We start from the raw sequence: 19,902 nt of genomic DNA on the forward strand, positions 1-19,902 counted from the left end.
CGGGAACGGGGAACGGGGGAACGGGGATGTTCAAGGGGCGGCTGGCCGGGATTGGCGTCGGCAAGTATGCAGCGGGGGTGCACAAGCCTCTCAAGTACGCGGTGGACGATGTGGAGGCGTTGTCCGAGCTGCTCGGTGAGTCCTTCGCCAGGGAACTGCTGAAGAACCCCACAGAGCGGAAGGCGCGGGCCTTCCTCGAATCGCTCAGGCGCCCGCCGCCTGAGGACGGCTCCACAGGCGGTCCGTTGGTCGTGGTGTGGAGCGGGCACGCGTTGAAGTCAGCGACGGGCTTACGGCTGCTGGCCAAGAACAGCGGCGCGGACGCGGCTTCCGGGCTCGCTGTCGGTGATGTGGTCGCTTCCTGTGCTCTGTCCGGCGCGAATCAGCTCCTGTTCATCTTCGACACGTGTTTCTCGGGGGACGCGATCTCGGCCGGAGACGTGGCGACACAGATCATGCGCGAGACACAGGAAGCCGGACAGGTGTGGGTGGGTGTCGTCTCCTCCTGTCTGTCTCCGGAAACAGCTCGGGACGGTCTGTTCGGGCAGCGGTTGAGGAAGGTTCTGGAGTCGGGACCGGACATGCCCGAGCTACAGGTGCGGTGGTCTTCTCACAACCAGTACGTGCGGGGCGACGACGTGTGCGACGCCGTGCTGAAGGAGTGGAACAGCGGGGCGCAGTCGCCGGACTTCCAGTCCAGGGGGAGTGCTTGGTGGATGTTTCCGAATCCGTTGTATCGGGCCGGGGCGCCCGAGCAGGTGGTTGAGCATCTGCTTCGGGCTGCGCGCAGTGGTGCGGAGTTGGACGAGCAGTCGTGGTTCACCGGGCGTACCGAAGAAGTGAACGAGGTCGTCGAGTGGGTGCGCAGGAGGCGGCCCGGGCTGTACGTGGTGACCGGGTCGGCGGGTACGGGCAAGTCGGCGATTGTGGGGCGGGTCGTCAGTTTCTCCAATCCCAAGGAGCGGAAGCGGCTCCTTCGGGATGGGCACCCCTGGAGCCATGAGCTGCCCGAGGAGCGGTCCTTGTCCGCGCACATACACGCCCGCGGACTGACGGCGGACCTCGCAGCGGATCATCTCGCCAAGCAGTTGGTGCAGCGTGGCGTGCTTGCGGCGCAGGCGGCACGACGCAACGCGAGCGAGTTGGTGGGCGAGGTGCAGCGTGCGGTCGAGGGCGGAGCCGATCCGCCCATTCTGGTCGTCGACGGCCTGGACGAAGCTCGTGGCCAAGCCTTCAAGATCGCCGATGACCTGCTGCCGCGCCTGGCCGCGCATGCGACCGTGATCGTGTCCACACGGGATATGCAGCGTGGTGACGGACGCCTTCCTCTGGTGGCAACGCTGGCCCCCGAAGGCCCAGGAATTGACCTTGACGATCCCGACGTCCAGCAGCGAGGCAGATCGGATCTAACCGAGTATGTTCGGCAGCGTCTGAGTGACGTCAACTCTCGTATGGATGGGGCGGCGATCGCGGCTCATCTGTTCGGACCGGACGCAGCCGAAGCACAGCACACGTTCCTTCTCGCCAGGCTGGTGACGGACCAGCTGTCCGCGGTTCCGTTGGACACCTCGGTTGAGGGGTGGCAAGAGAAGGTCAGCCACTCCGTCGAGGACGCGCTCGACACCGACTTGGCTGCGGTTCTTCCAGCACCAGACCGACAAGGCGAGGAATGGCCCCTGCCGTCGGCCCTCGCTCGGGCCATACTGCGCGCTCTGACCTGGGGGTACGGTGCCGGCTTCCCAGAGGAGGAATGGCTGAGCATCGCCAACACAAACACGCCGGACGGCGCCGAAGTCACCCGGGAGAACATCACCTGGATCCTGGACCAGCTCGGCCGTCACATCGTGCAGGACGGCGAGGCGGGAACCGCGGTCTACCGAATGGCTCATCAGAGTCTCGCCGATCATCTACGTCCTGCCTTCCGTAGTTCGTGGGGGCAGCCCTTCAATCCCGATGCATTGGCGGTAGCCGAGGCATTGCTCGCCCGATACAGAGCACACCTCGGGGCGGGTATTCCGGCGGAGGGGTCCTCGTACCTCTGGTTCTACGGCTGGCGTCATGCCGCGGATGCTGGACCGGACGGTCTCAACTTGTTGCGCTCGCTGGCAGTGGAGAGCACCGCTCTCCTTCCTGACGTAGGCATGGCGGCAACGCTGATCACCGGTCGGTTGCAGCATTGGGGACGGTGGACCGAAGCAGTCGCTCACGCCGAGGAAGCCTTCCACCTGTACCACTCGCTGGCGGAGGAAAATGCAACCCACCTCCCTAATCTCGCCGACGCCCTGAACAACCTCAGCGTCACTTACAGCGAAGTCGGACGCCGGGCGGAAGCACTCGACGCCGCCCAAGAAGCAGCCCGCCTGTACCGCACACTGGCGCAGGGAAACCCAGCCCATCTGCCCGACCTCGCCGTGGCTCTCAGCAACCTGGGCAACCGCTGCAGAGACGTGGGACGCCAAGCGGAAGCGCTCGCCGCCGCTGAAGAAGCCGCCCACCTGTACCGCGCACTCGCTGCGGAAAACCCAGTCCGCCCCGCCCATCTCACCGGCGCCCTCGCCAACCACTACAGCGAGCTGAGCCGCCGAGCCGAAGCACTCACCCCCGCCAAGGAAGCCGTTCGCCTACGCCGTGTCCTGGCCGAGGAAAACCCAGGCCGTCCCCCCAGCCTCGCCAGGGCCCTGAACAACCTCGGCAACCGCTACAGCGAACTGGGGCTCCTGGCCGAAGCACTCGCTCCCACCGAGGAAGTCGTTCGCCTACGCCGTGTCCTGGCCGAGGAAAGCCCAGCCCATCTGCCTGACCTCGCCATGGCCCTCAACAACCTCGGCAACCGCTACAGAGCCATAGGCCGCCTGGCCGAAGCACTCGCCGCCGCCGAGGAAGCCGCCCACCTGTACCGAGTACTGGCCGAGGAAAACCCAGCGCACCGGCCCAACTTCGCCATGACCCTGAACAACCTTGGTGCAAATTACGCCGACGTAGGTCGATGGGCCGAAGCGCTGTCCCCTGCCGAAAACGCAGTCGCCTTGTGGCGCGCGCTGGTCGAGGAAAGCCCAGCGCACCGCCCCAACCTCGCCGACGCCCTGAATAACCTCGGCAACCGCTACAGCGAACTGGGACGCCCGACCGAAGCACTCGCTGCTGCTGAAGAAGCCGCCCACCTGAACCGCGAATTGGTCGAGGAGAACCCAGCCCACCTGCCCGATCTCGCCATAGCCCTGTACAACCTCGGCAACCTCTACAGCGACGTGGGGCGCCGGGCCGAAGCACTCATCCCCACCGAAGAAGCCCTTCACCTGTACCGCGCACTGGCCCAGGAAAACCCAGCCCACCTCCCCAATCTCGCCAACGCCCTGAACAACCTCGGCAACCGCTACAGCGAACTGGGACGACCAACCGACGCACTACCCCCCACCGAAGAAACCGTTCTCCTACGCCGTGTCCTGGCCGAGGAAAACCCAGCCCATCTGCCTGACCTCGCCATGGCCCTCAACAACCTCGGCAACCGCTACAGCCAAATGGGACGACCAACCGACGCACTACCCCCCACCGAAGAAGCCCTTCACCTCTATCGCACCCTGGCCGAGGACAACCCAGCCCGCGTACCCAACCTCGCCAGCGCCCTGAACAACCTCGGCATCCGCTACAGCGAACTGGGACGACCGACCGACGCACTGCCCCCCACCGAAGAAGCCGTCAGCTTGTGGCGTGTCCTGGCCGAGGAAAACCCAGCCCATCTGCCTGACCTCGCCATGGCCCTCAACAACCTCGGCATCGCCTACAACGAACTGGGACGACCAACCGACGCACTACCCCCCACCGAAGAAGCCCTTCACCTCTATCGCACCCTGGCCGAGGACAACCCAGCCCACCTCCCCAACCTCGCCAGTGCCCTCAACAACCTCGGCATCCGCTACAGCGAACTGGGACGACCAACCGACGCACTACCCCGCACCGAAGAAGCCGTCAGCTTGTACCGCACCCTGGCCGAGGAAAACCCGGCCCACTTTCCCGACCTCGCCGGTGCCCTCAACAACCTCGGTAACCGCTACAGCGAACTGGGACGACCCTCCGAAGAGGCGTGGACAATTGTGCTCAGTCAAGTCACGCCGGCCATTGCCGCATTCCTTCTGTTGTCGCGCTCGTTCAACGCAAGGCCTGGCGACCCAGCCGTGATCGCATGGCTCGTCAAGGTCGAACAGACAGCTGCCACTGCCACGGACTTCGACCTTGCCGGCATCCTGCACTCGGAAAGCCGTCGACACCGAACCGCCGATCAGGAAACGTTCGACAGAGCCTGGCACCGGCTCACCGGCACCGAGCCCCCTCCCTGGCTCACAGTCGACCCCGAGCTGCTGGCGCAGGCCGAAGCCTGGGTTGAAACCGCAACCTACGACGCCGAACGAGGCCATCTCGCCGCGCACCCGGAACTCCTCTCACCGGCCGCAGACATCGCCGTGGACGAAGCGCTCATCAGCATCCGGGACGAAGACGCTCAGCGTTACCGTGACCTGCGCCGACAGGCCCAGAGCACCGGCGTCGACGCCGCCTACCGTCCCCTCCTGAGCACAGTGCTCGCCCACGAGTTCCTGACCGCCGCTCCAAGCGACCAACGCGCGCTTCTGGAAAGCCGCCGCGACGACCTTCTGGACGACATCGTTCGCGATGTGCTGGCCCACTATGCCTCCGACGACGCCCCGGAGACCGCCCGCCTGGCCTATCGAGCAGAAGCCCTGCTCAACCTCGCAGAACTCGACGCGCAGACCTCCGCCTTCGAAGCCCTCGACGACCCTTCGAAGTTCCCCAGTCTGCTCAGCAAGGCGGCCCGCCACCCCGACGCCCCCGCGCTGGAACCCACCGCGCGCCTCGCCCTGACCACCGCCACAGACGACACGCTCGCCGCCACAGCCGAATACCACCTAGCCCTGTCCGCAGCCATCAACAACGACCTGGACTACGCCGAAGCCGCCCTGGCCTCCGCCTGCGACCGCCTCCCCCAAGCCATCCCCACCTGGATAGCCGACCTCGCAGACATAGCCCGCCACCACCCCGCCGCCCTAGTCCTCATCCCCCGCCTCACCGAACGCCTCTCCGCCGCACCCCCCGAGGACCCCCATGCCCCACCCGCCAACGCCCCCAACTGACCTGGTAGTAGTCCTCCCCGGCATAACAGGCACCACCCTCCGCACCCCCGACGGCCTCGTCTGGTCCCCCTCCGCAGGCGCCCTCCTCACCGCCATCAAAACCTTCGGCCGCTCCCTGACCCGCCTCCAACTCCCCGAAGGCATCAAGGACGAGCACCCGAACGACGGCGTCCACCCCGTCGCCCTCATGCCCGACCTCCACGCCCTCCCCGGCGTCTGGCCCGCGGTAAAGGGATACGACCTCCTCCTGGAACGACTCCGCTCCCTCGGCTACCGCGAGAGCTCGCCCGACCCCGACGCACCCCCCGGAAGCCTCCTCCCCGCCCCGTACGACTGGCGCCTCTCCAACCGCTGGAACGGCCGCCACCTGGCCACCCTCGTAGAGCCGGCACTGGAACGCTGGCGCGCCCAAGGCGGCCCCTACGCAGACGCCCAACTCGTCTTCGTCTGCCACTCCATGGGAGGCCTGGTGGCCCGCTGGTACATAGAGCAGTGCGGCGGCGCCGAGTTCACCCGCAAGCTGATCACCTTCGGCACCCCCTACCGCGGCGCGGCCAAGGCGCTGGAGCAACTGGTGAACGGCGTACGCAAACGCATCGGCCCGCTCTCCGTGGACCTGACCGCCTTCGCCCGCAGCCTCCCCTCCCTCCACCAACTGCTCCCCGAATACGCCTGCATCGAGCCCACGGCCCCCGGCCCACTCGCCAAGACCACCGAGATCGACATCCCGGACCTGGACACCAAGCAGGCCACCGACGCCATGCGCTTCCACACCCAACTCCGCGATGCCGAAACCGCCCGCCCCGCCTCCCTCACCGCGACCCACGCCCTCGTCGGCATCCGCCAGAACACCCCGACCACCGCGCGGATCACGAGAACCGGCGTCGAAATCCTCGGCACCTACGAGACACGGAACCTCTTCGGCGACGGCACCGTCCCCATCGTCGGCGCCTCCCGCCACGACGTCCCCCTGGACAGCAACACCCTCCGCCGCATCCCCGACCAGCACGGAAACCTGCACCGCAACCCCGCCGCCCTCGACGAACTCGAAGGCATCCTCACCGCCGCCGACATCGTCGTACGCGCCCCGGAGACGACACACCTGAGCGTCGATGTGCCCGAACTCATCACCGTCGACGAGGACTTGACCGTCCAGGTGGCAACAGCGAACAACAAGAGAACCGCCGTCCGACTCACCATCTCCAACGAAGCAGGCCGCCTCGAACAGGCCCGCGTCGTCACCGCCGGCCCGGAACCCGTCGAAGCCACCTTCGACGGACTCGCCCCCGGCGCCTACACGGTCGACGCCACAGGCGCGTCCCCCGCCTCCCGCATCGCTCCCGTCAGCAGCGACATCCTCATCTGGGACTGATCAGGGCAACTCCCCCCTCAACCGCCGAGCCCGCAACACCAGCTCCAGCTCGAACCGTCGATCCGGATTGTCGATCTCATCCCCCCACAACTCCCGTATCTGCCGAAGCCGATACCGGACCGTCTGCGGATGAACACCCAGCCGGGCCGCCACCTCCGGCGCCCCGCCCCGCGTCTCCAGCCAGGCAAGTAACGTTTCCGCAAGTCGTCGCGCGTGTGTGGGGCCGCAGTGGGCCAGGGGGGCCAGGCAGCGCAGGGCCAGGTCGTCGATCAGTTCCTCCGGCTGGAGCAGGACCAGCGCCTCCGTGTGTTCCGTGCAGTACAGGACCTCGCCGGAGGGCAGCAGCCCGCGCTCCATCAGCCGGACCGCCGCCTCCGCCCAGCGCAGCGACTTCGCCGCGTCGGCGAGGGGGACCGGTGGGCCGATCGCGCCCGACCAGCCGGTCAGTGCGCGGTGCAGGAGTTCCGGGCGGCCCGCCGCGTCCGGTTCCGGGACGACCATCCGGGGCTGTTCGTACTCCATGTCCAGGAGCACGCCCTGGCCGACCGCCGGGGCGACCGCCTCCCGTGCGGGGCGCAGGAGCACTCCCACCGCGGCCTTCTCGGGCAGGGGCCAGCCGATGCGGGCGGCGCGTTCCGTGAGGGCGTCGGCCGGGTCGCCCCGGTGGCGTTCGGCCAGTAACAGCTCCATCAGGCGGCGCTGCAGGCGCAGCCGCTCGCCGGCCTGGCGGGCCGCCGCCTCCGCGTAGCCGCGCACGGACTGGTCGACCAGGCCGTCCAGGTACTCGTATCCCGCGTCGACGAGTTCGTACATCGCCGGGGGTGGGATCTCGACCCGCTGGCCTATGTCGGCGAAACGGCGCCAGGCCAGTCGTACGCCCATGCGGTAGATCGCCTGGAGAGAGTCCAGGCTGCGGCCGTTCAGGCCCTCCCCCCGCCCGAACTCCTGGAAGACGCCCGGCGGGACCGTCAGGCGGTCCTCCGCCGTTTCCAGGTGCTGGACGAAGACCTCTATCGCTCGGCGGATGCCGACCAGGGCCATCGGCTCGCCGGACTCGTCGAGGACGACCGGCAGGTGCGGGTACTCACGGCGGATCTCGCGGAGGATCTCCTCGGCGAGGGCGGGGGCCTCCGCCATGGCGATCGCGGCGAAGCGGCGGACCTGGAGGCGGGGGACGTCGTGCCAGGCCGAACGGGTGTTGACCGTGGCCGGGCGAGCGGCGGCAGCCACCGGTCAACTCCCCTGACCCGCTTGCTCGTACGTGATCAGGGGCGTGTTGGGCTGGTCGGGCGTCGCTTCGAGCAGTGCGACCACGCCCAGCGCGGCTCCCACCGCGAGGGCGGCGGCGAGCGCGACGGTCAGTGCGGCAGCGAGCAGTCTGGACATCGCAGGGTCAGCCTCTCTGTCCGGAGCGGTCTGTCGGAATCCGCCCGGAGGTTGTCCCACCAACCGCCCGGTGGTTGTCCCACCCGGCGCTCCACCCTGCCTGTCGCGCCCAGTGTCGACAAGAGATTGACACCTCGTCAAGAGCAGCCTACGGTCCTCGGCCCATAGAGCGGCCCGAACTCCGTCATCTCACGCCCCTGGAGTGCCCGGATGCGCCGTACAGCCTCACCTCTCTCTTTGATTCTGCTGGGACTCGGCACGTTTCTGCTGGTACTGGCGCCCTTGCTCGCCTGGTATGTGACGCCACGGGCCGCCGTGAATCCGATCGACATCGACCAGACCGCCGTCTACCGCGGCACGGGCAGCGTCTTCGACACCGAGGAGCTGGAGACCGTGCCCGACCAGCGGATCACCGTCACCCAGCGGGTGCGGGCCAACGTCGAGGACAGCGAACGCAGTGGCCGCGCGGCCGTGTGGGACGTGACCACCACCGTCGACACCGACAAGTCGCTGCCGGCCGCCGATCCGCACGACGCGCTCGAATTCACTCCGCATCGGTGGGTGATGGACCGCAAGACCACCAAGCCCGTGCACTGCTGCGGCGAGAAGCCGTACATCGAGGGCGAGGCCTATCTGAAGTTCCCGTTCGACGTGCAGCGGCGCTCCTACCAGTGGTGGGACAACACCCTGGGATCCACGGTGACTTTGCGCTACCGGGGTACCGAGAAGGTTCAGGGGTACACGGGTTACCGGTTCACCGGCACCGTCGCGCCGTCGAAGGTCGGCACGCGGCTGGTGCCGGGCAGCATCGTCGGCCAGGACAGCCGGCCGCAGGTCCTGGCCGAGGAGTGGTACTCCAACCACGGCATCGAGCTGATCGTCGACCAGCGCACCGGCCGGGTGGTCTACGCGCAGGTGGGCCCGAAGCGGACGCTGCGGGCGCCGGGCGCGAAGAAGGACGCCGTGGTGCTGCTGGACAGCCGGAAGATCGCGTTCACCACCGCGACGCAGAAAGAGGCGGTGCGGCTGGCGAAGCGGGACAGCGGTCAGCTTCGCGCGGTGAGTGAGACGTTGCCGATCGGGGCGGCTGTGGCCGGATTCGTTCTGGTGGTCGTGGGTGGCGCTTTGGTCGCAAAGGGGCGTAGGCGCCCCGATTCGCCACACACGACCGATACGCCACAACCCGTCCTCACGATGTGATGTGACGTCAGCTCTAATAAGGCCGGAAATTGTCACTTGCGTGAGTAGCCACGGCGAACGTGTGGGCGAAAACTGTCCACCCACCCGAGCACAACCCATCCACACCCTCCTCCCAGGAAGAGCTCAGTCCCCCCACAGAAGAACCACTGCAAATCCCACCAGTTCCACCCTGTTTCCTGTCTCCCCCACACTGAGTTCCGCACCCTGAGACGAGTTGGAGCACCCATGCCCCAGCACGTGCCTTCTTCGCTGCCTGCCGCGTTCCCCCGGGCCGCGCAGCACCACCCTCCGGCGTTTCCCCCACCCCCGCGCCGAATCGTTTTTCTCGCCCATCGCGACCTGGACAATCCGGCCGCCGGCGGCTCCGAGCTCCTCGTCGACCGACTGGCCGACGGACTGACGGGTCTCGGCCACCAGGTGACCCTGCTGTGCGGAGGCCCGGCCTCGTACCGGGACTACCGGGTCGTGTCGGCGGGCGGCGAGTTCGGCCACTACCTGCGGGCCCGTACGGCCTTCACCCGGCAGGTCGGCGACTGCGACCTGCTGGTCGAGGTCTGCAACGGGATGCCGTACCTCGCACCCCTGTGGCACCGCGGTCCCACGCTGTGCCTGGTCAACCACGTCCACACCGACCTGTGGAAGATGCGGTTCGGCGGCCCGCTGGCGCCGGCCGCCCGGATCGGGCGAAGACTCGAACACTGGGCGCTGGCCGGTGCCGCCGCCCGGCAGCGGAGCCTGTTGGTCGCGGTCTCGCCCTCCACCGCGCACGCGCTGCGTGCGATCGGTGTCGAGCGGGACCGGATCCGGATCGTGCACAACGGGGTCGAGGAGCCGGGCCCGCGTGCCGACCGGTCGGCCGAGCCGTTGTTCGTCGCCGTCGGGAGACTCGTCGAGTACAAGCGGATCGATCTGCTGCTGAGACTCTGGGAGCGGGTGCGGCCGGTCACCGGCGGCCGGCTTCTCATCGTCGGGGACGGGCCCGAGCGGGGTCGGCTCGAGCAACTCGCCGGTCCCGGTGTGGAGTTCACCGGTCATGTGTCGGAGGCGGAGAAGCATCGGCTGCTGTGTGCGGCGTGGCTGCTGCTGCATCCTTCGGCTGTGGAGGGCTGGGGTCTGGTGGTCACCGAGGCCGCTGCGCGCGAGACTCCGGCCATCGCTTTTGACGTGCCTGGACTCCGGGATTCCGTCGTGGACGGGGAGACGGGTGTGCTCGCGCACGGGGAGTCGTCCTTCGCCGCGGCCTGGTGCACGCTCGCCCTGTCCGGGCATCGGCGGGAGTTGATGGGCAAGGCGGCTCGTGATCGGGCGGCTCGTTATCGCTGGCACCGGACTGTCAGACAGTTTCGTGCGGTGGCCTCCGAGGCGGTGAGGGGCTGGGGGTCGTGACGCGTATGCGCCGCGGCGGTAAGGCCGTTTCGCGGGTGCCGGTCCGTCGTGGCTGGTCGCGCATTTCCCCGCGCCCCTTTAGGGGCGCCCCACATGACCGGCATGTGAAAGATCCCTCCTTTCAGCGCTCCCTCGCCCTCTTCCGTGCCTTCCTCCACGAACAGGACGACCCCGAATCCTGCTACTCGCTCCTCGCTCGTGACGCCGTCGATCAGGTCGAGGCCTACGACGGGTCCGTCGCCGGGCGGACCGTCGTGGACGTCGGTGGGGGCGGCGGGTACTTCACCGAGGAGTTCCGGAGGCGGGGTGCGTCCGCCTATCTCTTCGAGCCGGACGTAAGGGAGTTGGGCGAGAAGACGCCCGACTCGGCCGTGATCGCCGACGGCTACCTGCTGCCGCTCTACGACGGGGTCGCCGACGTCACCTTCTCCTCCAACGTTCTTGAACATGTCGCCGATCCGCAGACCTTCCTGAGCGAGCTGGTGCGGGTGACGCGGCCCGGCGGGCTGATCTACGTGTCGTTCACCAACTGGCTGTCCCCGTGGGGCGGTCACGAGTGGGCGCCCTGGCACTACTTCGGTGCCGAGCGGGCCCGCGCCCGCTACCGGCGCCGTACCGGAAAGCCCGCCAAGCACACCCTCGGCGAGAACCTCTTCGCCGTGCACATCGGCGCCACCCTGCGGCAGGTGCGCGCCCGCGACGACGTCACGGTCGTCTCGGCGCGCTCCCGCTACTGGCCGTTCCTCGCGGAGACCGTCGTCAAGGCGCCCGGGATACGCGAAGTGGCCACCTGGAACCTCCTCCTCATCCTCCGGCGGTGTCCACCATGACGACGTCCACGGTCCAGGCCCCTCCCCCGGCGGCCGTCCCCACCACCGCGATCACCTCGGGCCCGCCGGAGGGCCCGAGGTCGCGGCGCTGGCTGCTGGGGTTCTGGGCCGTGGTCTTCGTGCTGTTCCTGGCGGTGCACCCGGGCCGGCAGACCTTCGACACCAAGCTCGGGGTCACCGTCGATCCGGGCCGATTCCTCGCCGATCTCGGGCAGTTGTGGCACGACCAGGGGTCGTTCGGCGGGATCCAGGACCAGTACGTCGGCTATCTGTGGCCGATGCTGCCGTTCTACTGGCTGGGCCACGCCGTGCAGTTGCCGGTGTGGCTGATCGAGCGGTTGTGGCTGTCGCTGGTCGTGTCGGTCGCCTTCTGGGGTGCGCTGCGGCTGGCGGAGCGACTGCGCGTCGGCAGCGGTGGGTCGCGGCTGGTGGCCGCGGCCGCTTACGCGCTCTGGCCGACCTTCACCATCGTCATCGGCTCCACCTCCGCCGCCGCGCTGCCCGGCGCCTTCCTGCCGTGGGTGCTGCTGCCGCTGACCAACGAGCGGTACAGCGCCCGGATCGCGGCCCTGCGGTCGGCGCTGATCATCCCGTTCATGGGCGGGGTCAATGCCGCCTCCACGCTGGCCTGTCTGCTTCCCGTCGGGCTGTATCTGCTCTCCCGTCCGCCCGGGCCCCGGCAGCGCAAGCTGATCGCCTGGTGGGTGCCGGGCGTGATCCTGGCGACGGCCTGGTGGGTGATCCCGCTGCTGCTGCTCGGGATCTACGGCGAGAACTTCCTGCCGTACGTCGAGAGCGCGCGGACCACGACCGAGACCATGTCGGCGACCGAGGCACTGCGCGGCGGCGGGAACTGGGTCGCCTATCTGCACCTGGGGGAGGCCTGGCTGCCGGCGGGGTGGACCGTGGCGTCCTCGGTGATCGTGATCGTCTGCTCGGCGCTCGCGGCCGGGCTGGGGCTCGCGGGGCTGGCCCGGCGGGACATGCCGGAGCGGCGCTGGCTGGTGCTGACCGCGATGACAGCCGTGCTCGTCCTGCTCGCCGGGTACGGCGGCCCGTTCGGCGCCCCCTTCCACGGGGCCGTGCAGGACTGGCTGAACGGCGGGCTCGCCCCCTTCCGCAACATCTACAAGTTCCAGGCGGGCCTGGCGCTCGCACTGGTGCTGGGCCTCGCCCACCTGGTGGGTATGGCCGCCGAGGCACGCGGGGCGCGTGAGGTGCGCGGCCGCCGGTTCGCACCGCTGATCGCGGCGGTGCTCGTCCTCCCCGGGCTGATGTGGCCGTATCTCAACGGGTCGATCCTGAACCCCGGTTCCTTCCAGGAGCTGCCCAAGTACTGGTCGGCCACCGCCGACTGGCTGAAGGAGTACTCCCCCGACTCGCGCACCCTCGTCGTCCCCGCGACCGCGCACGGCGTCTACACCTGGGGCTCCCCCATCGACCAGCCCCTCGACGTCCTCGCCGACTCCCGCTGGGCGCAACGGGATTACGTCCCCTTCGGCACCGCCGGCAACCGGCGCGCCATGGACGCGGTCGAGCAGGCGCTGCTGACGGGAGGCGACATCCCGGGCCTGGCCGACTACTTGAGCCGGGCGGGTGTCTATTACGTCGTCGTCCGCAACGACCTCGACCCCGACCAGATCGGCTCCGTGTCGTCCTCGGTCGTGAAGCGGGCCCTGGAGCAGTCCGGGTACGAGCGGGTGACGGGCCTCGGGCCGGTCATGACCGGTGGTGTGATCGCGCACGACACCCCGCTGCAGGTCGAGGGGCTGTACCCGCGGCAGCGGGCGGTGGAGATCTACCGGCCGGCGAGCGAGGCTGTGCCACGGCCCGGACAGGCGGGGCTGATGCCGGTCGCCGACACGGCCCAGGTCTCCGGCGGCCCTGAGTCACTGCTGCCGCTGGCGACCGAACTCCGGGGCCGGGCAACCGTATTGACCGGTGACAACCACTCCGGGCTCGGCACCCCGTCGCTCCAGATCACCGGCGACGGGCTGCGGCGCGCGGACACCCGGTTCGGGCTCGTCAGCGCGAACACGTCGTACACGTACACGCGCGACGAGCGCAACGCGTCCGGCGCCGCCCAGGACGCCGGCGAGCAGCCGCACCAGCTCCTGCCGAGCACCGGTCAGGATCACCAGACGGTGGCCGAACTGCGCGGCGCCCGCTCGGTGACGGCCTCCTCGTACGGCAACTGGCTGTTCCATCTCCCGCAGTTCGACCCGGTGAACGCCTTCGACGGCAACCCGGACACCGCGTGGGCGGAGGGCGTGGCGGGCTCGCCGAACGGGCAGTGGCTGCGGATCGGCTTCACGGGCTCCTACGACATGCCGTCGTCCTTCAAGGTCACGCCGTTGCCGCAGGAGAGCGTGCGGTCGGCGGCGACCGAGGTGCGGGTCGAGACGGAGAACGGGTCGGTGAGCAGTTTCCTGCGGCCGGACGGCTCGGCGCAGAGCATCAAGGCACCTGTGGGGACGACGAGTTGGATGAAGCTGACGATCACCGACTCCGTGGCCCGGCGGACCGGCCTCGCGGGCGCGGGCTTCTCCGAGATCGACCTGCCGGACGTCCAGGTGACCCGCATGCTGCGCCTGCCGACCGACGCCGACAACTCCGACGCGGCCGCCGAGATCGTCTCCCTGCACCGCGTCCCCGACCCGGCCGGGATCTCCCCGACCGGCACGGAGGCGGGCCTGCACCGCCGCTTCACCACGGCGACATCGGGGACGTACGAAGTGAAGGCGAACGCGGTGCCGGTGACCGGTGAGGAACTCGACCGGCTGCTGTACGAGGTCGCGCCCGACCAGCGCAACCGGATCACGGCGACGGCCGACTCGACATCCGCCCTCGGGGCCGGCCTGTCCGCGCGCAACCTCACCGACGGCGACCTGACGACGGCCTGGATCGCGGGCGACCGGCCCTCGATCCATCTGCGATGGGACGGCAAACAGCCCGTCGGCGAGATCGTGTTGCCGCCCGCGGGCGGCCTGTCCACCCGCCCCACCGAGGTCGACATCAGCTCGCCCGACGGCGCGGCGATCGCCGGCGTCGACGAGAACGGCGTGGTCCGCTTCCCGGCGATCACCACGGACCGCCTGGACATCACGGTCACCAAGACGGCCGCGCTGACCCTGCACAACCCGGTCGCGGACGAGGACCTGCAACTGCCGGTGGGACTGACGGAGGCGTACATCCCGGCGCTCGACCAGTACCGCACCCCGCAGCCGAAGGAAACCCGCCGGTTCTCCCTCCCCTGCGGAGAGGGGCCCGTGGTGGCGGTGGACGGGGAGTTGTACCGGACGAGCATGTCGGGGCGGATCCTGGACCTGACGGAGCGGCGGCCGGTTCAGGTGACCCTCTGTCAGGAGGACCGGGAGAACGCCGAGTTGAGCCTCCCCGCGGGCTCGCACCGCGTGGAGGGCGGTGACGCCGGACCGCTCGCGCTGACCGACCTGACGCTGACGCGCGGCACGGTCACCGAGCCCACCGCGGCCGCTCGCGATCTGGGGATACGGGACTGGCTGGGCGACGAGCGCGCGGTGACCGTCGCCTCGGGCGCGGCCGCGTACCTGACGACGTACGAGAACTACAACGACGGCTGGAAAGCCACGCTGAACGGCAAGGAGCTGTCACCGGTACGGCTCGACGGCTGGCAGCAGGGCTGGCGGATCCCGACGGGGGAGGGCGGCACGGTCGAGCTGTCCTACGAACCCGCGACGGCCTACGACGGTGCGCTGATCGGCAGCGGGGTGGCACTGGCGCTGCTGGCGGGCCTCGTCCTGTGGCGGCGGCGCGCCCCGAACCCGGACGAGCCGCAGCCGGTCCCGCCGCCGCCCGGTCTGTGGCTCGGCACGGTGGCGCTCACGCTGGTGGGCGCGGTGATCGCGGGCTGGTTCGCGCTGCTGGTCCCGGCGTTGGCGCTGCTCGCGTACCGGCGGCACGCCTGGCTCGTGCCGATCGCGTTCGTCGCCCTCGCGGGGGCGGGGATCGCTGCCGCCGCGGGGGCCGGGGAGCCGGTGGCTTCGGAGGAGGGCGCGTTCGGGCCGGCGGCCCAACTGCTCGCGTTGATCGGGTTGTTCGCGGCGTTGGTGAGTCTGCCGGAGCGGCGAAGCGAGCCGGTGCATCCGGCTCCCGAGTCGGAAGCACCGACCCAGCAACTCCCGCCGGTCCAGGTCGAGAAGGGGAGGAGCGAACCGGCATGACCGCACCTGTGCGTATTCCGTTCCCCGTGGTGGACGAGGTGTCCCGGCACTGCCTCCAGGAGGAGGAGCCGGAGACGGTCCACATCGAGGTGCACCTGCCGGGGCACCTGGATCCGGCGCGCCTGCGGAAGGCGTTCACGGAGGCGTTGGGGCGCCATCCCCGGATCCTGATGCGGGAGGTTCCCGGGGGGTGGTACCGGCGCCGGTACGAGTGGGAGCTGACTGCGGGGGCGGATGTGGAGGTGGTGAGTTTTCCGTCGCCGGGGAGGAACGCGTTGCGGGATGCGCGGACGCGGGCACTGGTGGAGGCCCCGCCGTTGTCGGTGTCGCCGCCGATACGACTGGAGGTGGTGGAGGGAGTGGGCAGGGCGGAGGGCAGCGAGGCAACAGACATAGTCGGACTGCAAGCCCCCAAGGGGCGCGGGGCTGTATCAATAGGCGGCTCCGCCGCGGGGCGCGACCAGCCCCCACTCAGCCGCAGCCAAATGACCGTCCTCTTCCTCACCATCAACCACACCGCCCTCGACGGCCCAGCCTGCCTCCGCATACTCGCCACAGCCGCCGAAATCTATGGAGGCAAGGACAACTCCCCGGCAGCACCCCCGCTCCGGCCCCCGGAAACACCCGAGGAAGCCCCCGAGGCCCCCTCGAACTGGTCCCGCCCGGCCCACGTAGCGCAAGGCACCCCCGAACCCTCCCCCGGCAACGGCCTCCTGGTCACCGAACTCCCCCTGCCCCAGCGCCCCAAGGGCTCCCCGTACACGGTGAACGACCAGCTCATGGTCACCACGGCCCTGACGATCGCCCACTGGAACCGGGAGCACGGCGCCCGCCCCCGCCCCCTGCGCATCACGATGCCCGTGGACGACCGCCCCCGGGACACGACGATGCCCATCGGCAACGGCACCCGGCTCGTCGAAGTCCCCTTCGCACCAACCGAGTTGAGCCACGACCCGGCCGACATGCCCGACCTCCTGCGCCGCACGGCCCAACGCACGCGCGCCCTCAAGTCCCTTTCCCGCCCCCAACTCGGCCACGGGGCAGCCCTCCTCACCGCCCCGGTGACCCCGGTCGCCTGGCGTGCGGCCCTCACCCGAGGCCTGCGCCGGGCGGCCGCGCCCTGGACGTCGACGACCCTGCTCAGCAACATCGGCCGCATCCCGTACCCGCTGGACTTCGGCGAGGAGGCGGGCCGCGCGCACGCGGTGTGGTTCTCGGCGCCGGCCCGGATGCCCCGCGGGCTCACGGTCACGACCGCGTCGACCGCCGGCCGTCTGCACCTCGCCCTGCGCTGGTCGCGGGCCCTGCTCAGCCACGGCGACGGCGCCCACCTCCGGGACCTGTTCGAGCACTATCTGCACACGACGGAGGTCGGCCCGTGAGCAGCACCAGCGCACCACCCCGCCGAAAAGGCCTGCGCGACTTCTACGAGAACCCGTCGGTCCCCGTCGCCTCCGGCACCGCCCGCTCCCTCCGCCAGGCCCGCATGCTGGCCACCGCCATGGGACCGTCCACGACCACCCCCCGCACCGTCCTCGACATCGGCTGCGGCGACGGCACCGCGGCCGCCACCGCCGCCCCCCTTCTCACCGGCCACCGCCTCGTCGGTGTGGACTGGTCCCAGGACGCCCTGAAGCGCGCCCGCACCCACCTGCCGTACACCGTCCGCGGTGAACTCACCGGCGCAGGACTGCCGTTCGGGACGGAGTCCGTCGACGCGGTGCTGTTCAGCGAGGTGGTCGAGCATCTCGTCGATCCGGACGCCGCGCTCGACGAGATCCGCCGCGTGCTGCGCCCGGAAGGTCATCTCATGCTGTCCACACCGAACCTGGCCGCCTGGTACAACCGCGCCCTGCTGCTGGCGGGCGTGCAGCCGGTGTTCTCGGAGGTGAGTCTGAGGGCGATCCACGGCAGGCCCGGGCGGGAGGTCGTAGGGCATCTGCGGCTGTACACGGCCCGTGCGCTGCGGGAGTTCGTCGCGGCGGCCGGCTTCGAGGTCGTACGGCTGGAAGGGGCGCCCTTCCACGGCGTACCGCGTCCGTTGCGCGGTCTCGACCGGCTGGCGTGTGCCAGACCGTCCCTCGCGTCGATACTCCTCCTCCACGCACGAAGGACGTAGGCCATGTGGTGGGGAGTGGCCGCGGCCCTGTTGGCGAACACCCTGTACAGCGTCGGATTCGTCCTGGAGAAACGCGCGCTGACCGCCCTGCCTCAGATCTCCATCCGCGAGCCAGTGAGGCTGCTCGGGCTGGTGCTGCGCAGCCCGCTGTGGATCGGCGGCTCGCTGTCGCTGGCCGCCGGGTTCGGGGCGCAGCTCGCGGTGTACCGGACGCTGCCGATCGCCGCCGCGCAGGGCATCTTCGTCTCCGGGCTGGTGCTGCTGGTGCTGCTGTCGGCGCGGCTGCTCGGCGAGGAGACGACGGGGCGGGAGCGGTACGCGCTCGGGGCGATCCTGCTCGCGCTGCTCATGGTCGTGCTGTCGTTGAAGGAAGACGGTTCAGGTGCAGACCATGTCAGCCGCAGCGCCCCCTACCAACTGATCCTGCTGGTGTGCGTGCCGTCGCTGGCCGCGGGGGTGTGGCTGTACGGGTCGGCCGAGCGGCGCACCCGGCACCGTCACCGGATGCCGACCACCGGCGTCGAGTACGGCGTGGCGGTGGGCCTGTTGTACGGCGTCAGCTCACTCGCGATCAAGGGTGTGTCGAACTATCTGTCGTCGAGCTATCTGTCGTCGAGTGGTTTCGGTGGAGCGATACTTGAACTTTTGAGGTCTCCGTATCCGTATCTCCTGTTGTTCACCGGGGCGTTCGGCCTGGTGATGTCGCAGGCGGCGCTGCAGCGCTGCCGGGCCTCGCTGATCGTGCCGGTGTGCACGACGGTGACCTGCCTGTACACGGCGGTGCTCGGCACGCTCTCGTTCGGCGAGTCGCTGCCCAGCGATCCACTGCGGCTCGCGCTGCGTCTGGCGGGCACGGTGCTCGCCGTCGCCGTACTGCTGTCCATGCCCAAGCATGATCCAGCACCCCAACCCCCCATTGGCGCCAAGGAGTTGACACCCCCATGAACCCCGACGACCCGCTGCTGCAGATCCTGGCCTGTCCGCTCGACAAGGGGCCGCTGCACCTCGTACCGCCGGACGAATCAGTGTCCGCCCAGGAGTCCCTGTACAACCCGCGGCTGCACCGCCGCTACCCGGTCGTCGACGGCATCCCGCAGCTGTTGCCGTCCTCCGGGGAGCAGGTCTCGGACGACGAACACGAGGAGCTCCTCAAACGGATGGCCCCATGAGCCCCGAGAAGTCCACGAGCAGACCCACCCTGGCGGCCCGCCTGGCCCCCCATCTCCCCCGGCCGCTGGTCGCCGCGGCCGCCCGGGCCATCTACCCGCGCTTCGAGCCCGAGCTGGCGCGGCTGGCCGACCTGTGCCCGGCGGACTGCGGGACGGCGGTGGACGTGGGCGGCTGGTACGGCCCCTGGACGCGGCGGCTGGCCGGGCGGGCGCGTCGCGTGGTGACCGTCGAGCCGGTTCCGCATCTGGCGCGGCTGCTCACCTCCGCGGCCCCGGCGAACGTCGAGGTCGTCCAGGCCGCCGCCACGGACCGCCCGGGCATCGCCCGGCTGTGGCTGCCGCCGGACGACGCGGGCGACCGGGGTGTGTCGTCCCTGGTCCGCCGGGACATCCACGGCCACGCCCTGGACGTCCGCTGCGTCACCCTGGACGAGCTGGGACTCAAGGACGTCGGCTTCATCAAGATCGACGTGGACGGCAGCGAACTGGGCGTGCTGCGCGGGGCGACGGGCATCCTGGCCCGCGACCGGCCGGCGCTCTTCGTCGAGCTGGAATCCCGTATCCAGCCGATCGGCCCGGTGGTGACCTACCTGTCCCTGCTCGGCTACGACGGCTGGGTGCTGCCCCGCCGCACCTGGGTGCAGTTGGCCGCGTTCCCGCTGGAGGCCCATCAGGCGACGGCCTCCTACGTCGTCTCCCACGGGCTGCTGCGCCGCGTCCTGCCCTTCCGCCACCGCCCCCGGTACGTCAACTCGGTCCTCTTCCTTCCCGACGGCCGCCGGCCGGGTATCCAGCATGCGGAGCCGGAGGGCGCGACGGTGTCGAGGGGGAGAGCACGCGGAGGCCCGAAGGGCTGAGCACGGTCTCCCCCTCGACACCGGCTGAGGCGCCCGGAGGCGGAGCACCGCCGTCGCCGCACCGGACGCGGACGGGGTACGGCGGGAGGCCGTCGCCGAGTTCACGTGGGGGCTGCAGCGCGTGGCCGTCGTCGGCGCCCGACGCGCCTCCGGTACCGGGCGCGGACATCGGTCCCGCCCCGTACGCCGACTGGCTGTGCACGGTCTTCGACCGCTGGTACGGCGCCCCTCGACGTG

The 19,902-nt window shown here is 69.9% G+C and carries 13 protein-coding genes; 11 read left to right on the forward strand and 2 right to left on the reverse strand.

The features are described from left to right. Positions 1-26: 26 nt before the first annotated feature. Both IG08_RS55940 and IG08_RS0124350 read left to right on the forward strand, forming a co-directional pair. The gene (locus tag IG08_RS55940; RefSeq protein WP_052424860.1) at positions 27-5,144 is read left to right on the forward strand and encodes a tetratricopeptide repeat protein; all 5,118 of its coding nucleotides are present in this window, start codon (positions 27-29) and stop codon (positions 5,142-5,144) included. Beyond that, a complete protein-coding gene (locus IG08_RS0124350; protein WP_030606103.1) occupies positions 5,116-6,516 on the forward strand; it encodes a lipase/acyltransferase domain-containing protein in 1,401 nt (466 codons plus the stop codon). The genes IG08_RS55940 and IG08_RS0124350 overlap by 29 nt, the downstream gene beginning before the upstream one ends. Here IG08_RS0124350 and IG08_RS0124355 read toward each other — a convergent pair whose 3' ends face one another. Together IG08_RS0124355 and IG08_RS60735 are read right to left on the reverse strand one after the other, a co-directional pair. Beyond that, positions 6,517-7,746 (reverse strand): PucR family transcriptional regulator, encoded by a 1,230-nt coding sequence (locus IG08_RS0124355; protein WP_030606106.1) that lies wholly within the window; start codon positions 7,744-7,746, stop codon positions 6,517-6,519. Positions 7,747-7,749: 3 nt separating this feature from the next. Beyond that, on the reverse strand, positions 7,750-7,902 hold the full coding sequence (locus tag IG08_RS60735; protein ID WP_010042314.1) for a hypothetical protein: 153 nt from the start codon (positions 7,900-7,902) through the stop codon (positions 7,750-7,752). Between the two features lie 210 nt (positions 7,903-8,112). Here IG08_RS60735 and pgfA point away from each other — a divergent pair, with 210 nt between their 5' ends. The 9 genes from pgfA (at position 8,113) to IG08_RS0124405 (ending at position 19,665) form a co-directional block, all read left to right on the forward strand. Next, positions 8,113-9,102, forward strand: a complete 990-nt coding sequence (gene pgfA, locus IG08_RS0124365; protein ID WP_030606108.1) for a cell envelope lipid trafficking protein PgfA — start codon at positions 8,113-8,115, stop codon at positions 9,100-9,102. 225 nt (positions 9,103-9,327) lie between these two features. Further along, positions 9,328-10,488: a glycosyltransferase family 4 protein gene (locus IG08_RS0124370; protein WP_030606110.1), complete on the forward strand. Its 1,161-nt coding sequence runs from the start codon at positions 9,328-9,330 to the stop codon at positions 10,486-10,488. A gap of 104 nt (positions 10,489-10,592) precedes the next feature. Continuing rightward, positions 10,593-11,318: a class I SAM-dependent methyltransferase gene (locus tag IG08_RS0124375; protein WP_030606112.1), complete on the forward strand. Its 726-nt coding sequence runs from the start codon at positions 10,593-10,595 to the stop codon at positions 11,316-11,318. Then, positions 11,315-15,520, forward strand: coding sequence for a DUF3367 domain-containing protein (locus IG08_RS0124380; RefSeq protein WP_063757787.1), 4,206 nt, complete (start codon positions 11,315-11,317; stop codon positions 15,518-15,520). The genes IG08_RS0124375 and IG08_RS0124380 overlap by 4 nt, the downstream gene beginning before the upstream one ends. After that, complete coding sequence (locus tag IG08_RS0124385; RefSeq protein ID WP_030606115.1) at positions 15,517-16,902, forward strand: condensation protein; 1,386 nt, start codon at positions 15,517-15,519, stop codon at positions 16,900-16,902. Before IG08_RS0124380 ends, IG08_RS0124385 begins: the two co-directional genes overlap by 4 nt. Next, positions 16,899-17,639, forward strand: a complete 741-nt coding sequence (locus IG08_RS0124390) for a class I SAM-dependent methyltransferase (RefSeq protein ID WP_030606117.1) — start codon at positions 16,899-16,901, stop codon at positions 17,637-17,639. Before IG08_RS0124385 ends, IG08_RS0124390 begins: the two co-directional genes overlap by 4 nt. Before the next feature lie 15 nt (positions 17,640-17,654). Then, complete coding sequence (locus IG08_RS0124395) at positions 17,655-18,584, forward strand: hypothetical protein (protein ID WP_043455078.1); 930 nt, start codon at positions 17,655-17,657, stop codon at positions 18,582-18,584. After that, positions 18,581-18,808, forward strand: a complete 228-nt coding sequence (locus IG08_RS0124400; protein ID WP_030606121.1) for a Trm112 family protein — start codon at positions 18,581-18,583, stop codon at positions 18,806-18,808. Before IG08_RS0124395 ends, IG08_RS0124400 begins: the two co-directional genes overlap by 4 nt. Beyond that, on the forward strand, positions 18,805-19,665 hold the full coding sequence (locus IG08_RS0124405) for an FkbM family methyltransferase (protein WP_078655721.1): 861 nt from the start codon (positions 18,805-18,807) through the stop codon (positions 19,663-19,665). The genes IG08_RS0124400 and IG08_RS0124405 overlap by 4 nt, the downstream gene beginning before the upstream one ends. The last annotated feature ends 237 nt before the right edge of the window (positions 19,666-19,902 follow it).

It is taken from the genome of Streptomyces fulvoviolaceus (assembly GCF_000718165.1).
Taxonomy (GTDB): domain Bacteria; phylum Actinomycetota; class Actinomycetes; order Streptomycetales; family Streptomycetaceae; genus Streptomyces; species Streptomyces fulvoviolaceus.

Excerpts from the sequence above, each read along its gene's own strand:
- IG08_RS55940 (WP_052424860.1), top strand. The coding sequence starts at position 27 with ATGTTCAAGGGGCGGCTGGCCGGGATTGGCGTCGGCAAGTATGCAGCG.
- IG08_RS0124350 (WP_030606103.1), top strand. The coding sequence starts at position 5,116 with ATGCCCCACCCGCCAACGCCCCCAACTGACCTGGTAGTAGTCCTCCCC.
- IG08_RS60735 (WP_010042314.1), bottom strand. The coding sequence starts at position 7,902 with ATGTCCAGACTGCTCGCTGCCGCACTGACCGTCGCGCTCGCCGCCGCC.
- pgfA (WP_030606108.1), top strand. The coding sequence starts at position 8,113 with ATGCGCCGTACAGCCTCACCTCTCTCTTTGATTCTGCTGGGACTCGGC.
- IG08_RS0124370 (WP_030606110.1), top strand. The coding sequence starts at position 9,328 with ATGCCCCAGCACGTGCCTTCTTCGCTGCCTGCCGCGTTCCCCCGGGCC.
- IG08_RS0124380 (WP_063757787.1), top strand. The coding sequence starts at position 11,315 with ATGACGACGTCCACGGTCCAGGCCCCTCCCCCGGCGGCCGTCCCCACC.
- IG08_RS0124385 (WP_030606115.1), top strand. The coding sequence starts at position 15,517 with ATGACCGCACCTGTGCGTATTCCGTTCCCCGTGGTGGACGAGGTGTCC.
- IG08_RS0124400 (WP_030606121.1), top strand. The coding sequence starts at position 18,581 with ATGAACCCCGACGACCCGCTGCTGCAGATCCTGGCCTGTCCGCTCGAC.
- IG08_RS0124405 (WP_078655721.1), top strand. The coding sequence starts at position 18,805 with ATGAGCCCCGAGAAGTCCACGAGCAGACCCACCCTGGCGGCCCGCCTG.